Genomic DNA, 15,091 nt, shown 5'->3' with positions numbered 1-15,091 from the left:
CTGACTCCAGTGTGTACGGAGCCAGTCCTTTTTATAAGAAAAGCAAAATTCGAGATTATTTTCGCTTGACATATGTTAAAATATTTTAAAAAGTCTGAATGTTGGAAGGGGGGAAAGAATGAATTCTTCAATGATAATAGTTGACACGAAACTGATTCCTCCGATGGTCAAGGATACTTTCGTAAGAAGGCCATCCTTAATGAAAAAAATGAAAGCGATTTCTGATCATTCCGCCACGCTCCTTCATTCAGGAGCAGGATACGGGAAAAGTGCTGCACTAAGCCTTTATTTATCCGACGGAAGCAAAAAAATTTGCTGGTATACGATCACTTCCAGCGATGATGATATTTTGCCGTTCGTTACATATATCATACATGCAATCCGAAGGAAGTACGGAGAATTCGGGGAAGACCTTCTTGAGTATATTCAAACCATGGACAAGTATTTTCGGGAAGAACAGTTAAACACACTGACATCGGCTTTTATGAATGAATTAACTAATATCAGAGAAGAAATGATCATCGTCCTTGACGATTTTCACCTGGTCGACCATTCCTTTACGATCAATCAATGGCTGGAAAGGGTGATCGATCTTCTCCCTGTCCATATACATCTTGTGATTTCAAGCAGAGTAAGGCCAAAGTGGAAACAGCTGGCCAAGTGGAAACTCTCAAAAAAACTGTTTGAAATAGGAGAGGCGGATCTCATCCTGAATCATGAAGAGATAGAGCTGCTGTTTACAGATTTTTATCATACCTCCCTTCAGCCTGACGAGGTGGTTCAAATCCATGAATTTACGGAAGGCTGGGTAATTGCTTTAGCGATGATCGGCGAACAATTGGACAATCAAGCGGGTGGAGCGAATGAGCTTTCGTCCATTTTAAAGCATCAGCATTCTACCATGGATGAGCTGTTCCGCTACCTTGCCCATGAGGTTTTTTCACAGCAATCCTCCATTATCCAGCATTTCTTGAAGCAGACTTCGATCCTGGAGGAAATCACCCCTGAAATCTGTGATGAAATACTTGGCTTTCCTGCCTCGGAAATGATGCTTGAACAGCTGTCTGGAAGGAATACCTTTGTTCAGAAAACTCAGGGCACGAAACAATATCGTTTCCACGCCCTGTTTAAAGTCTTTCTTGAAAGAAAGTTACAGGAGGAAGATCCGGTTTTGTTCAAAGAGCTCCATCAAAAAAGCGCAAAATACTATATTCATAAACAACAGTGGGAATTGGCAATCTTTCATTATGAAAAAATCCATTTAAACTCGGCGATCGGGGAATTGCTGGAAAAATGGGGGCCGCAGATGCTTCAGGCCGGAAAGCTCGAAGGTCTCTATGAAAGGTTGAAAAAGCTGCCCCTTGAGGTCAAGAATCAATATTTGGCCCTTTGGTTGTATGAAGGTGATGTTTTAAGGTATCGCTCCTTCTATGACAAGGCCGAAAAATGCTATCTTAGGCTTATTGAATTATCACAATCGAAAGGGCAATATCGCTTATGCAGCAAGGCGCATGAAGGCATCGCCAAGATTTATCTGGATACGATACAGCCGATGAGGGCAGAAAAGTATTTATTTCGAGCACTTGAATTGCTGGAAAAAACCAACCATCAGACTCTTGATGAGACACAAGAGCTGTATCGCTTGATTACCGAGAATTTTGTAAATTCCGGAAACGCCATGAAGGCTGAAAAATGGTACGGAAAGTTGTCCGCAGAAAACTTCTCCCTCCAGGAAGGGAATTTGGATGCAAGAATGTTCCTCCGAACGGGAAGACTGGCTCAGGCAAAAGAGGTCCTCATAGAACGTCAATCATTACAAACATCCTCTGTTCCTCAATCACATCGGGAAACCGACTTGCTGATCTCCTTAATCGAAGTGTTCATGGGTAATGGAGAAAATGCCAAGAAATTGGCCCAAAAAGGGATTGAACAAGGCATTCGGTATCAAACTCCCTTCATAGAGGCATGCGGATGGATCAGAATGGGGCATGCCGTCCAGCAATTGGAAAGGTATGAATCCAGCCTGGCTGAACAATGTTACATGACGGCCCTTTCGATCATGGAAACAATCAATGTGTCCAGAGGAAAAGCAGAGCCGTATATGGGACTTTGCATTTTATATGGTAGAAATGGTGAAACGGAAAAGGCACAGGAAGTTGGAAATAAAGCTCTATATGAAACGAAAAAGGTCCAGGATCTCTGGTTGTCGTCCTTGATCCAGCTCTGCATGGGGATCTCATATGTTTACAGAGGCGATTATGAAGCGGCTTTAAAATTGATCAATGCCGCCCATAAAGGGGCCGAGATTTGCGGGGATCAATACGGGGAAGCACTGGGTCATTATTGGCAAGCTGTAATTGCCAGCGAAATTGGAGATATTGAAAGGTTTTCATTGGCTATGAATCGGTTTTTAAAGGATGTTCAATTCGGACAATATGAATTTATTTTTTTTAGGCAGACCACTTTTGGTCCAAGGGATCTTCAATCCCATGTCCCATTGCTGATTAAAGCGAAAGAACTCGGCATCTATCCTGCATTCACACAGAAGATTTTGAAAGAAATCGGCCACGGAGAAATTGAATCACATCCAGGATACACGCTGAGCATAAAGACATTTGGAGAATTTAAAGTAAAGATAGGGGAGGCAGTCATTGAAGAAAGAGACTGGCAGCGTGAGAAAGCAAGGGAGCTTCTCCAGTTTTTTGTCATCCACCGAGGAGAGTGGTGGAGAAAAGAGGACATTTGCCATGAACTTTGGCCGGAAAATGATGAAAAGAGCAATGAAAGGGACTTTAAGGTTGCGCTTAATGCTCTGAACAATGCACTGGAACCCAATCGAAAACCAAGGGAAAAGCCGTTTTTTATCCAGCGCCTGAATAATGGGTATGGTTTGAATATAAAAGCTGTCATCGAAATTGATTGTAGTCAAATGAAGCAATTGGTCCAGGAGGGAATTCATGAAAACCAGATTGAAAAAGCCGTCATATTACTAAGGAAGGGGTTGTCATTATACTCTGGGGAATTCCTTGCAGAAAGAAAAGGCGAACGATGGTGCCAGGCGGAAAAGGAAAAATGGAAGCTCATTTTCTTAAGGGGGGCCGAACGCCTTGCGCAACAGCTCGTACAAATGCAGGCATTCGATGAAGCCATACAATGGTGCGATACGATATTGATTTATGATTCTTCCTGGGAAGAGGCCTATCGACTGCTCATGTTCTGCTATTATCATAAAAATAATCGGCCACAGGCAATAAAATGGTATAAAAAATGCATCAATGAATTGAAGGAAGAACTCGGTGTAGAGCCGATGGAACCGACGAAGCAGATGTATGAAATGATCTTGAATGCAGATGAATACAATGGGCCTATCACCTATTAGAAAGATAGAAGGGATTACTCAAGTAGCGGAAAGGTGAAGTTGAACATCGATCCCCCGCTTTATCATTTCCACATAAAGGACTTTTATCAAATCATCAGACAAGTTTAGCTGGATGGCATTTTCATATGCGCTGGTCAAATCTTGATTATTCATGTTCTCAAACGAATACATCATAGTGACCTCCTAAATTTGTCGAATTTATTTATTGAATATTTTAACTATTTTCCCGGAAATAGCAATAGGATTTTGCATAGATGAATCCATAGTCCTGTTAATTTCGCGTTGCTCGGCAAATTTGCCGGGTCTTTTTTATGGGAATTGAGATAAGTTGATCTCAAATTCGACACTGGTCAATGCAGTGGAGGCAGCCTCGAAAAGCAACTGTTTTGGATAGAAGGTCGGAAAAACGGCAGCAATTCCAGAATCGAGTGACTCCTCCTCACCCGTCTGTCCCTCCACAGCTCTTCTTGTAACTTATTTGTAACTGCTCTTCCTTATGATGAAGTCAAAGCTTATAGCTTGGATTCTTAGCGAATAGGGGGAATTGGGATTGATGAAGTTTAATAGGTATACGGCTCTTGTGTTTCTATTGATCTCGGTGCTGTTGTTTACGAGTGCGTGTTCTTCGGATAGTGCCAGCGGAGATGGAGAAAAGAAAGGGGATGGATCAAAGGCGCCGATCAAGATAGGGGTGCTGGCTTCTTTATCAGGTGCACTGGAATCCTATGGGAAGCAGACGAAGCAAGGATTTGAGCTTGGTTTAGATTATGCGACTGATGGAAAGATGGAGGTCGATGGGAGAAAGATAAAAGTCGTCTATGAGGATACTGAGACAAAACCAGAAGTGGCTGTGCAAAAGGCAACGAAGCTTTTAGAGGAAGATAAAGTCGACTTCCTTGTAGGTTCATCCAGTTCTGGAGACACTCTGGCTGTATTGCCATTGGCAGAAGAGTATCAAAAAGTGATGGTGGTGGAACCAGCGGTAGCTGATAGCATTACAGGTTCGGAATTTAATAAATATATATTCCGGACTGCAAGGAACTCTTCCCAGGATGCGGTCGCAGGGGCAGCTGCCATAGCCAAAAAAGGAGTGAAAATTGCAACGCTTGCACCGGATTATTCCTTTGGCCGTGACGGTGTTGCGGCATTTAAGAAAGCGGCGGAGAAATTAGGGGCCGATGTCGTGCTTGAAGAGTATGCAGATCCAGCGGCGACAGATTTTACATCGAACCTGCAAAAGATCATCGATAAGAAACCGGATTATTTGTTTGTCATCTGGGCAGGAGCAAATTCGCCTTGGAACCAAATTGCAGATATGAAGCTCCAGGAAAAGGGAATCAAGATTTCTACAGGTGCTCCTGATATTGCGGCATTGTCCACAATGGAACCGCTTGTTGGCATGGAAGGATTCACGGTTTACTATCATGACTTGCCGAACAACAAAGTGAATGACTGGCTTGTGGCTGAACATAAAAAACGCTTCAACGGCCAAGTCCCTGATTTGTTTACACCAGGAGGCATGAGTGCGGCGATTTCAATCGTGGAAGCACTTAAGAAAACAAAAGGCGACACCGATTCAGACAAATTGATCAAAACGATGGAGGGTATGAGCTTCGAGACACCTAAAGGGAAAATGACTTTCCGCAAAGAGGATCACCAGGCGCTGCAATCGATGTATGCCATCAAACTTGAAAAGAAAGAAGGGGTGCCGTATCCAGTTCCAGTGCTGGAACGAGAACTGACACCTGAAGAAACTGCCCCGCCGATTCAAAACTAATAATAAAGTGCCAGGCATTTTCCCATCAACCATTTTTCTCATTTTAAACCAAACACAACAAGATCTATGGGAAGGGGTGCCAGGCACTTTCCTTTATTTATCGAAATCAAATTCTTGCAAATGAGGTGGGCAGCGTGGAAACCATTTTAGAAACGAATGGGTTGACCATTCAATTCGGGGGACATAAGGCGGTGGATGATATAAGCTTTTCCCTTCCGGAAAAGCATTTCAAGTCCGTGATCGGCCCAAATGGTGCAGGGAAGACGACTTTTTTTAATTTAATAAGCGGACAGCTCTCTCCATCAAAAGGAAAGATCTTTTTGAAGGGGGAAGACGTGACAAAGATGTCCCCTACGTTGAGGACAAGAAAAGGGATTGGGAGATCCTTTCAGATCACGAACGTTTTTCCTAATCTGACCGTTTTGGAAAATGTGAGGCTGGCGGTTCAATCACAGATGGGAATCAGGTATCAGATGTTCCGTCATTTCCACTCTTATAAAAAAGTGACCGAAGAAGCGCAGGAGAAATTGATGCTTGTGCTGTTGGAGGATAAAGCGTACGCCCTTGCCGGCAATTTGGCACACGGGGAGAAAAGGAAGCTCGAAATTGCCATGCTTCTGGCATTGCACACAGAGATCCTTCTCCTGGATGAACCGACTGCCGGAATGTCGGTGGAAGAAGTGCCGGCCATATTGGAAGTCATTAAAAATATTAAAGCTCAAGGGGATCGAACCATCATGCTGATCGAGCACAAAATGGATATGATCATGGAGCTGTCCGATTCCATCATGGTTCTGTTCAACGGCCAGCTGCTAGCAGATGGAGCACCGAAGGAAATAGTCAAAAATGAAACGGTGCAGTCTGCGTATTTAGGAGGTCTCTATGATGAGTTCACTGCTTAGTGTCCAGCAAATTGAAACGTACATTGGACAATATCATATTTTGCATGGGGTATCCTTTGAAGCTAAAAAAGGTGAAATAACTGTACTCTTGGGAAGGAATGGTGCTGGAAAAACGACGACCTTAAGATCGGTCATGGGATTGAACCCGGCTTCGTCAGGCAGCATCATGTTTCATAATCAGGATATCGCTGCTTTGCCGACACATAAAATTTCCGGCTTGGGGATCGGATATGTACCTGAAGATCAAGGCATCTTTGGAGATTTGACAGTGGAGGAAAACATGAAGGTGGCCATGAAAAATAATGACCACGAAACATTGGAGCGGATGGAATGGATTTTGAACTTGTTTCCGGATTTAAAAAAGTTTTGGAAGAAAGCAGGCGGCTATTTAAGTGGCGGGCAAAAGCAGATGCTGTCGATTGCCAGGGCCTATATCAATCAAAATGACCTGCTCTTGATTGATGAACCGAGCAAGGGACTGGCGCCTGTGATTGTTGAAAAAGTGATGGAATCTCTCCTGGAGATGAAAGAGAAGACGACGATCGTCCTAGTGGAACAAAATTTTCTGATGGCGAGTAGGATAGGGGATTGCTTTTTTATCATTGACGATGGGAAAACCGTTCATTCCGGGGACATGAAGGCACTGAAGGAAGATGAACAGCTGAAAAGAAAATATTTAGGAATTGCATGAGGAAAGGGGGAGGGATGACATGGATCTCTTTATCAATTTGACCATAAATGGGTTGGCAACCGGTATGCTGGTTTTCCTCCTGGCAGCGGGACTTACGTTGATTTTCGGTTTGATGGACGTTCTGAATTTTGCACACGGAGGTCTTTTTGCTTGGGGAGCATACAGTGGTGTGTGGGTCTATACCATGACAAACAGCTTTCTCATTGCCATTGCAGGTGCGATTGGTACGGGACTTGTTTTAGGGTTCATCACGGAAAAGATCATCATCCAGCCTGTATATGGAAACCATGTACAGCAAATCTTGATCACCCTCGGTTTTATGCTTGTTTTGTCAGAGTTGTTAAAAGTCGTATGGGGGCCGAATCAGATTTCAGCGAAAACGCCTGATTATTTGGCTGGGAGCTGGGAAATAGGAAATGTGATTTTGATCAAATACAGACTGTTTATCATAATAGTGGGCATTATCATGTTCTTGTGCATTCAATTCATTTTAAAAAGGACCAAGGTTGGATTGATTGTAAGGGCGGGAGTGATGAACAAGGACATGGTCCAGGCGCTGGGCATCAACATCAAGCGAGTGTTTATGCTTGTTTTTATGGTGGGATCTGCCATGGCTGCACTTGGAGGGGTCCTGCTTGCTCCCTATTCCGGGGTCATTCATGCAGAAATGGGGATGGAGTTTGCCATTTTAGCATTTGTTGTCGTCGTCATCGGGGGGATGGGAAGTTTCCCTGGTTCTTTATTTGCATCCGTCTTAGTCGGATTGTCGGGGTCGTTCATGGCATATTACTTGCCGGATTTATCATTGGCAGTAAATATGCTCTTGATGGCAGTGGTTTTAATCTTTAAGCCGAGCGGTTTGTTTGTGGTGAAGGGGTGATGGGATGAGAAGATATTTCCAGGTTTCCACGATGGCCATGGCACTCGTTGGATTCATGTTGGTGGTGCTGCCTTCTATTTATGATTCTAGGAGTTTCCTTATATTAATGACTCAAATCTTTATCTTTGCCATTTTCGCCATGAGCTATGATATACTTCTTGGCTTTACGGGAATAGTATCGTTCGGACATGCCATGTTTTTCGGAATCGGTGCATATTCAACGGGGGTCATATTGGATCGATTTGATCATACGCTCCCGTATTTTTTCCTTGCTATTCTTGTTGGTTCGTTGATTTCCACTTTCATCAGCTTCATCGTCGGATTATTGACACTTCGTTTGAAAAGCCACTATTATGCAATGCTCACACTTGCATTCTCGGGATTGTTCCTCGTGGCAGCGGAAAAATGGCGGACATTGACAAAGGGAAATGACGGTTTTACGTTTCGGGTGCCAGATGTCATGATCGATCGGACAACTTTCTATTTCATTTGTTTAGCACTCATGCTGTTCGTGTATTTCTTTCTGAAAAGAATCACGCAGTCGCCTTTCGGAAAAGTGATGCTAGCGATCAGGGAAAACGAACAAAGAACGGAGTCGCTTGGGTTTACAATCCTTCATTATAAGGTTCTTGCAAGTATTTTAGCAGGTGTTACAGCCAGTTTGGCAGGTTCGTTTTATGTAATGTCCCTTCGATTTGTCAATACGAGCGTATTTTCTATCGATACCACATTGGATGCCTTATTGATGACGATCATCGGCGGTGTCGGGACATTGGCCGGTCCCATCCTTGGAGCAGGGTTGATTGAATTTGCACACCATTGGTTGACAGAACTTGCGAAGGAGCACCCGATATTTGAAAGATGGCTCATTTTCTTTGGCATTCTGTATATAGTGGCTGTCATGTTTTTTCCAGCAGGCATTGTTGGAACTATACAAAAGTGGGGAAGGAAGAAGCAAACTCCCTCAAAGAAACAAAGCATTGAAAAGCATAAGGCTGCAGGCTGATGAACAAAGGGGGACATTCAATGAATATCGGCATTTTGAGTACTGGCCTATACCTTCCTGAAAGCGTTATGACGAGTGAAGAAATCGCAGAAAAAGCAGGAATTCCATTAGAGGTCGTAGAAGAAAAAATGGGTATCAAGCAAAAGCCGGTTCCTGGTGTTCATGACCATACGTGTGAAATGGGCATAAGGGCAGCGAGACAAGCGATAGAAAGAGCGGGAATCGATCCGAAAGAAATTGACCTTGTCATCTATATCGGGGAAGAACATAAGGAATATCCGCTGTGGACCGCTGCCATCAAGCTTCAAGAAGAGATTGGGGCGCATCGGGCATGGGGATTTGACGCTGCACTCAGATGCGGAACAACGATCATGGCGATTAAAATAGCGAAAGCCATGATGATAGCAGACCCTGCAATCAAAACAGTCCTTCTTGCCGGTGGTTACCGAAATATCGATTTTATTGATTATGGCAATGAGCGGACTCGATTCATGTTCAACTTAGCGGCAGGTGGAGGTGCACTCATGTTACAAAAAGGGATTAGCAAAAATGTAGTATTGGAATCGGAAATCATTACGGACGGTACTTTTTCCGAGGACGTCGTTGTCACGTCCGGCGGGACAAAAAATCCGATCTCGCACAAGAACTTGGATGAAGGACTGTACCGGCTTGATGTGCTCGATCCACCAGGAATGAAAAGAAGGCTTGAGCAAAAGTCGATGGATAATTTTTTGAAGGTCATCCGAGAGTCGCTCTTCAAAAGCGGCTACGCTGAAAAAGACATTGATTATGTGGCCATGCTCCATATGAAAAGATCTGCTCATGAGTATGTACTGCGGGAACTGGGCTTAACAAGTGAACATTCTATTTATCTGGAAGACTACGGACATATCGGCCAAATTGATCAAATACTATCATTGGAACTTGCCGAGAAACAGAATAAATTAAAAAACGGCGACCTCGTTGTACTGGTTAGCGCAGGGATCGGATATGCATGGGGTGCCACAACGATCCGGTGGGGAAATTCGAAGTGAGGTGAAAGGGATGAAAACAATGGATATGGAAATTCAAACAGTGAAATTGTCCAATGGGGAAACAATGGCATATCGCGAAAGACCGGGGAGTGGGAAAACAGTATTATTGATCCACGGGAACATGACCTCATCCAAGCATTGGGATGTTTTAATGGAAGCGCTGGATGAACAATACCACCTTTATGCAGTCGATTTGAGGGGATTCGGAGGTTCAAGCTATCATACGCGTATAAAAGGGATCAAGGATTTTTCTGATGATCTGAAATCATTTGTCGATATCATGGGAATAACCGACTGCTCTCTCATCGGATGGTCGACAGGAGGCGCTGTCGGAATGCAATTTGCTGCAGAGCATCCAGGATTTTGTCAAAAATTGATCTTAATTGCTTCTGCTTCAACAAGAGGGTATCCATTCTATGGAACAAAAGAATCAGGGGAACCGGATTTAGCCAATCGGCTAAAGGCGATTGAAGAGGTAGAGAGGGACACGGGGAAAACGATTGCTGTTCAATTGGCTTACGACCAAAACAATCGTGATTTCCTGAAGGCGATGTGGAATATGTTGATTTATACACATAACAAGCCTTGCGAGGAGCATTTCGAAGCATATGTTGACGATATGCGGACACAGCGGAACCTTGCTGACGTCTATCAAGCTTTAAACACGTTTAATATTAGTGAACACCACAATGGTCTTGTAGAAGGAAACGGAAAAGCAAAGGAGATCACAATTCCGGTGCTGGTGTTGCGAGGGGATCGGGATTATGTGGTTCATTCGCAGATGGTAAAAGAAATCCTGGACGATCTTGGAAGTAATGCACAATTCAAAGAGTTGAAAAACTGTGGACACTCCCCGCTTATCGATGATCTGGGGCAGCTGCTGCAGGAAGTTTCGGAATTTTTAGCGAATTAGTAGGAGGTAAGGCATGAGACTGAATGAAAAGGTAGCTGTCATAACAGGTGCAGCCAATGGGATAGGATTTGCCGCAGCCAAACGCTTTTCGGAGGAAGGGGCAAAAGTGGCCTTGGCAGACTATGATGCTGAAATCGGGGAAAAGCGTGTCGGGGAACTGAAGGAACAAGGGTATGATGCGGCGTTTTTTCAAGTGGACGTTGCAGAACGTGAAAGCATCGACCGCATGGTTGAGCAAGTCATTTCTACATATGGAAAGATCGATATTTTAATAAACAATGCTGGAATCACCCGGGATGGGATGCTGGCGAAATTGAGCACGTCTGATTTCCAGCAGGTCATTGATGTCAATTTGACCGGAGTCTTCCACTGCACTCAGGCTGTCCTCCCTTATATGGTACAAAGCGGGAAAGGGAAGATCATCAGCACTTCTTCCGTCAGCGGAATTTATGGAAATGTCGGGCAGACGAACTATGCTGCAGCAAAGGCAGCAATCGTCGGGATGACGAAAACTTGGGCAAAGGAGCTCGGCCGTAAAGGAATAAATGTCAATGCTGTCGCTCCAGGCTTCACCGAAACGAATATGGTAGCCAAAGTCCCGGAAAAAGTGATCGAACAAATGAAAAGCATGATTCCACTTCAACGCCTTGGAAAACCGGAAGACATTGCAAATGCCTATCTGTTTTTGGCGAGCGATGAATCCGACTATGTCAATGGAACCGTTCTGCACGTGGATGGCGGAATCATGATGTAAAGGAGAAATGGGAATGAAGAATGTTGTAGTAACAGCGGCTTATCGCACACCGATCGGTACGTTTGGGGGTGCTTTCAAAGACTTGCTTCCGACGGATTTAGTCGTACCCCTTTTGCAGGAAGCTGCTTCTGCCAGCAAGCTTGGTGCATGTGATATCGATGAAGTGATCCTGGGCCACTGCATCCAGCGTACAGATCAGCCCAATACAGCAAGGACAGCTGCCCTTTTGGCAGGATTTGAAGAAACGACGACGGGTTATACAATCCAGCGCCAATGTGCCAGCGGCATGCAGGCGATCATCTCTGCTGCCATGCAGATCCAAACAGGAATGTCGGAGATTGTGTTGGCAGGCGGTGTTGAAGCCATGAGCTCCAGCCCTTATGTATTAAAGCAGCATCGTTGGGGGCAACGTCTTCAACATGGTGAAATAAGAGATACGGTTTGGGAGGTGCTGGAGGATCCGATTCATCACTTCATGATGGGGGAAACGGCTGAAAACCTTGCTGAAATACATGGGATAAGCCGGGAAGAGCAGGATGAATTGGCTTTTCAGTCGCACCAAAAAGCGATGACGGCAATCGAGAACGGATATTTCGATTCACAAATCATCCCAATTACAGTGAAGGACCGCCGGGTGGAACGATTGATAGATAAGGATGAAAACCCGCGCGGCAATTTATCCTTGGAAAAACTAAACGGACTAAAGCCTGCATTCCGCCAGAACGGTACAGTCACGGCGGGGAATGCATCGAGTTTGAATGATGGGGCAGCCATCCTCGTTCTGATGTCAGAGGAAGAAGCGAACCGCAGAGGTGTGGAGGTTCTGGCTAAAATCTCGGGCTATTCGGTTGCGGGAGTCGATCCCAAGGTCATGGGCAGAGGTCCCGTCCCTGCTACTCAAAAGGGATTGAGCAAAGTTGATTGGTCCATGGATGAAGTCGATCTCTGGGAAATAAACGAGGCATTTGCAGCTCAGTATTTAGCTGTGGAAAAGGAACTTGGTTTGGACAGGGAGAAAGTAAATGTCAATGGCAGCGGCATCAGCTTAGGGCATCCAGTAGGCTGCACCGGAGCAAGAATTGTCGTCTCGCTGATCCACGAAATGAAAAGAAGAAACGCAGAAAAAGGTATAGCTTCATTATGCGTCGGCGGCGGCATGGGAGCTACTGTTTTCATAGAATGCTAGGTTTAATTGAACACCCAATGTGCGGGTGTTCTTTTTTGGTTATTTTATAGATAATGCGGCGCAATATGTAGAGGTGGCGATATTTGCAGTTGGGCGCTCCTGTGACTTGAGTGACCTGAAAACAATAAGTCAGAATAAAGCCTTTGAGTTGAGCTGGTGTGCGAAACGGTGGCAAAAGAGCCGGGATAAAGCTCGTTGTCCGGCATATTCGGATCATTGACTTTTCACCTGATTTTGAAACAAAACCGCCCCCTGAATCGTAAGTGAAATTAAGGATGTTGGGGAGGGGAAGAGCTTGAGGGTGATGTTGGTATTATTGCTGATAGGATTTGTCATATCTGTGCCGGCGCTTCTGTTAAGGAAGCTGGAAGGGTCGATGAAAGGATTTTTTCAAAAAGGGTTCGGTGGTCTTGGCGATGATGATAGCACGACAGTAGAGTGTCCAGGATGTCATAGGAGCCTCAAGCGGGGGAACACGCCTCCCTACTGTGATCGCTGCCGAAGGTTTTTTTAACGAGGCTGTTTTCGTAAAGATTGTTGTTAAAATCCTACAGTCGCTTTTACGTTTGTTCGTTGAATGAAAGTTTTCCAGCTCTTTTCTGCCGATATACGCCATTTTGAAGTTGAAACTTTGCTTAAACAATCCTACTTTATTAGCTAAAGCAACAATGTATGACAAGAAAGAGCATTTAACGAAAGGGCCATGAGTTAAATTCACGAGAAGCAGCCCTATTTTATCCTCTGTAACTTCCTTGTAACTCCTTAACCATATAATTTTGTTATTAAGCTGGAGGAGGAAGACGCGGTGTGGAGTGAAATGGATTGGATCGAGAGTCGGGCGCGTTTGACACCTGATGATATTGCGGTTGTGGATGGAGATACGGGCACAGAATTAACCTATTTAGGTTTACATAACCAAGCATTGAAATGGGCAATGTTTTTTAAGACAAAAGGGGTGAAGAAAGGCGATCGGATTTGCTTGGTTTCGGAGAACGATCCGATTTTTTTCGAGGTGCTCTTTGGTTGTGCCAAGATAGGGGCTATCTTTGTTCCGTTGAATTGGAGGCTATCTGAGGCTGAACTTGAACATATCGTAATGGATTGCAGTCCCTCATTAATGCTGTACAGTGCAGACTTTGAGCCTATTGCCAAATCATTATCGATGTTGATCGAAACGATCTCAATCGAACAAAATCGATTGGACTCGTTCAATGAAGATATCATTTTGATTCAGGAAGATATCTTTGAAAAAGATCCATGGATGATGATTTATACAGGTGGAACAACAGGGAAGTCAAAAGGGGTAGTCCTGTCTTATCAATCAGTCAATTGGAATGCTGTCAATACGATAATCAGCTGGGGCTTGAATAAGGAGGATAAAACACTGACCTACCTTCCTTTGTTTCATACAGGCGGAATCAATGCCCTCTCTATCCCCATTCTGATGGCCGGGGGAAAGGTAGTGATAGGGAGAAGGTTCACCCCTGAAGCAGCCATTGCACATTTGAATAAGCATCAGATCACGATTGCTCTATTTGTGCCCACCATGTATCATATGATGATTCAGAGCGAAGGATTTTCCCGTACAAGCTTTGACAGCATGAAGGTTTTTTTATCGGGAGGTGCCCCTTGTCCGCTGTCGATATATGAGTTTTTTGCCGGTAAAGGACTTGCTTTCAAAGAAGGATACGGATTGACTGAAGCAGGACCTAATAATTTTTATATAGATCCGAAAATAGCAAACGAAAAAAGAGGCTCTGTCGGAAAGGCAATGGTGTTCAATTCCATTAAGATCATAGATCCTAATGGGAAAGAGGCGAAGAGCGGCCAGGTAGGTGAGCTTCTGATTAGAGGGAAGCATGTCTTCTCCTGCTATTGGAACAATGAAGAAGAGACTTTAAGAACGGTTAAAGGCGGCTGGCTGCATACTGGGGATCTGGCGCGGAAAGATGAGGATGGCTATATTTATATCGTTGGCAGAAAGAAGGATATGATCATTACGGGCGGAGAGAATGTATATCCTCTTGAAATTGAGCATTGGCTTTGTGAGCATCCAATGGTTGATGAAGCAGCTGTCATTGGTATCCCGGATGAAAAGTGGGGGGAGAAAGTTACAGCCTTCTTGACCACAAAAGGAAACAAAAAATGCGAAGTCGATGTAATTCAACGGCATTGTCTTCGGAAGTTTAAGAATTTTAAAATGCCGAAGGATTTTGTTTTTGTAGAGGAACTGCCTAAAACGCATGTAGGAAAAATCGATAAGAAGTCCTTGAAATCACTATGGTATATGAAGGGGAATACCATTATGTAGCGAATATATAAAATGAGTGATCCAAACGCGTTCAGTAAGCGTTTGGATTTTTTTGGATTTCGATGAGAGGGCATGATATCAATGGAGATAATTTCTTTTGACGGGTGATCGTGGTGTAGGGTAGTGTATAATGACCACTTTTTATATGCACCATTCAGCTATCCTCTAAATGAGCAGTTTTTCCTCTATTTAATGGATGGGTATACTATAATAGTAGAATGAAATATTAATATTTATATTTGTACAGAAAATTTTACA

The 15,091-nt window shown here is 44.1% G+C and carries 12 protein-coding genes; 11 read left to right on the top strand and 1 reads right to left on the bottom strand.

Annotated elements, in window-relative coordinates; all coding sequences use genetic code 11:
- Nucleotides 1-118 precede the first annotated feature (118 nt).
- Nucleotides 119-3,379, top strand: a complete 3,261-nt coding sequence (locus D9X91_RS03665) for a BTAD domain-containing putative transcriptional regulator (protein ID WP_121679209.1) — start codon at nt 119-121, stop codon at nt 3,377-3,379.
- Between the two features lie 18 nt (nt 3,380-3,397).
- Here the strand turns inward: D9X91_RS03665 and sda are convergent, their stop codons facing one another.
- Nucleotides 3,398-3,550: a sporulation histidine kinase inhibitor Sda gene (gene sda, locus D9X91_RS03660; protein ID WP_158598227.1), complete on the bottom strand. Its 153-nt coding sequence runs from the start codon at nt 3,548-3,550 to the stop codon at nt 3,398-3,400.
- Between the two features lie 382 nt (nt 3,551-3,932).
- Here sda and D9X91_RS03655 point away from each other — a divergent pair, with 382 nt between their 5' ends.
- From D9X91_RS03655 to D9X91_RS03605, 10 genes are all read left to right on the top strand, one after another.
- Entirely contained in the window at nt 3,933-5,156 is a 1,224-nt protein-coding gene (locus tag D9X91_RS03655) for a substrate-binding domain-containing protein (RefSeq protein WP_121679483.1), read from the top strand.
- 134 nt (nt 5,157-5,290) lie between these two features.
- Nucleotides 5,291-6,058 (top strand): ABC transporter ATP-binding protein, encoded by a 768-nt coding sequence (locus D9X91_RS03650; RefSeq protein ID WP_121679207.1) that lies wholly within the window; start codon nt 5,291-5,293, stop codon nt 6,056-6,058.
- Complete coding sequence (locus D9X91_RS03645) at nt 6,042-6,749, top strand: ABC transporter ATP-binding protein (RefSeq protein ID WP_121679206.1); 708 nt, start codon at nt 6,042-6,044, stop codon at nt 6,747-6,749. Before D9X91_RS03650 ends, D9X91_RS03645 begins: the two co-directional genes overlap by 17 nt.
- A 19-nt stretch (nt 6,750-6,768) precedes the next feature.
- Complete coding sequence (locus tag D9X91_RS03640) at nt 6,769-7,629, top strand: branched-chain amino acid ABC transporter permease (RefSeq protein WP_121679205.1); 861 nt, start codon at nt 6,769-6,771, stop codon at nt 7,627-7,629.
- 4 nt (nt 7,630-7,633) lie between these two features.
- Nucleotides 7,634-8,635, top strand: a complete 1,002-nt coding sequence (locus tag D9X91_RS03635) for a branched-chain amino acid ABC transporter permease (RefSeq protein ID WP_121679204.1) — start codon at nt 7,634-7,636, stop codon at nt 8,633-8,635.
- 20 nt (nt 8,636-8,655) lie between these two features.
- Entirely contained in the window at nt 8,656-9,669 is a 1,014-nt protein-coding gene (locus D9X91_RS03630) for a 3-oxoacyl-ACP synthase (protein ID WP_121679203.1), read from the top strand.
- Nucleotides 9,670-9,679: 10 nt separating this feature from the next.
- The gene (phaZ, locus tag D9X91_RS03625) at nt 9,680-10,582 is read left to right on the top strand and encodes an intracellular short-chain-length polyhydroxyalkanoate depolymerase (RefSeq protein ID WP_233569528.1); all 903 of its coding nucleotides are present in this window, start codon (nt 9,680-9,682) and stop codon (nt 10,580-10,582) included.
- 13 nt (nt 10,583-10,595) lie between these two features.
- Nucleotides 10,596-11,336 (top strand): 3-oxoacyl-ACP reductase FabG, encoded by a 741-nt coding sequence (gene fabG, locus D9X91_RS03620; RefSeq protein ID WP_121679202.1) that lies wholly within the window; start codon nt 10,596-10,598, stop codon nt 11,334-11,336.
- Between the two features lie 13 nt (nt 11,337-11,349).
- On the top strand, nt 11,350-12,522 hold the full coding sequence (locus D9X91_RS03615; RefSeq protein WP_121679201.1) for a thiolase family protein: 1,173 nt from the start codon (nt 11,350-11,352) through the stop codon (nt 12,520-12,522).
- Nucleotides 12,523-13,327: 805 nt separating this feature from the next.
- On the top strand, nt 13,328-14,833 hold the full coding sequence (locus D9X91_RS03605; protein ID WP_233569521.1) for an acyl-CoA synthetase: 1,506 nt from the start codon (nt 13,328-13,330) through the stop codon (nt 14,831-14,833).
- Nucleotides 14,834-15,091: the final 258 nt, after the last annotated feature.

The organism is Falsibacillus albus, from assembly GCF_003668575.1.
Classification (GTDB): domain Bacteria; phylum Bacillota; class Bacilli; order Bacillales; family DSM-25281; genus Falsibacillus; species Falsibacillus albus.
This window is presented reverse-complemented; position numbering and strand designations above follow the sequence as displayed.

Bases quoted from the DNA above. Each gene is read 5' to 3' on its own strand.
- D9X91_RS03630 (WP_121679203.1), top strand. From the start codon at position 8,656: ATGAATATCGGCATTTTGAGTACTGGCCTATACCTTCCTGAAAGCGTT.
- D9X91_RS03665 (WP_121679209.1), top strand. From the start codon at position 119: ATGAATTCTTCAATGATAATAGTTGACACGAAACTGATTCCTCCGATG.
- D9X91_RS03615 (WP_121679201.1), top strand. From the start codon at position 11,350: ATGAAGAATGTTGTAGTAACAGCGGCTTATCGCACACCGATCGGTACG.
- D9X91_RS03635 (WP_121679204.1), top strand. From the start codon at position 7,634: ATGAGAAGATATTTCCAGGTTTCCACGATGGCCATGGCACTCGTTGGA.
- fabG (WP_121679202.1), top strand. From the start codon at position 10,596: ATGAGACTGAATGAAAAGGTAGCTGTCATAACAGGTGCAGCCAATGGG.
- D9X91_RS03655 (WP_121679483.1), top strand. From the start codon at position 3,933: ATGAAGTTTAATAGGTATACGGCTCTTGTGTTTCTATTGATCTCGGTG.
- phaZ (WP_233569528.1), top strand. From the start codon at position 9,680: ATGAAAACAATGGATATGGAAATTCAAACAGTGAAATTGTCCAATGGG.
- D9X91_RS03640 (WP_121679205.1), top strand. From the start codon at position 6,769: ATGGATCTCTTTATCAATTTGACCATAAATGGGTTGGCAACCGGTATG.
- D9X91_RS03645 (WP_121679206.1), top strand. From the start codon at position 6,042: ATGAGTTCACTGCTTAGTGTCCAGCAAATTGAAACGTACATTGGACAA.
- sda (WP_158598227.1), bottom strand. From the start codon at position 3,550: ATGTATTCGTTTGAGAACATGAATAATCAAGATTTGACCAGCGCATAT.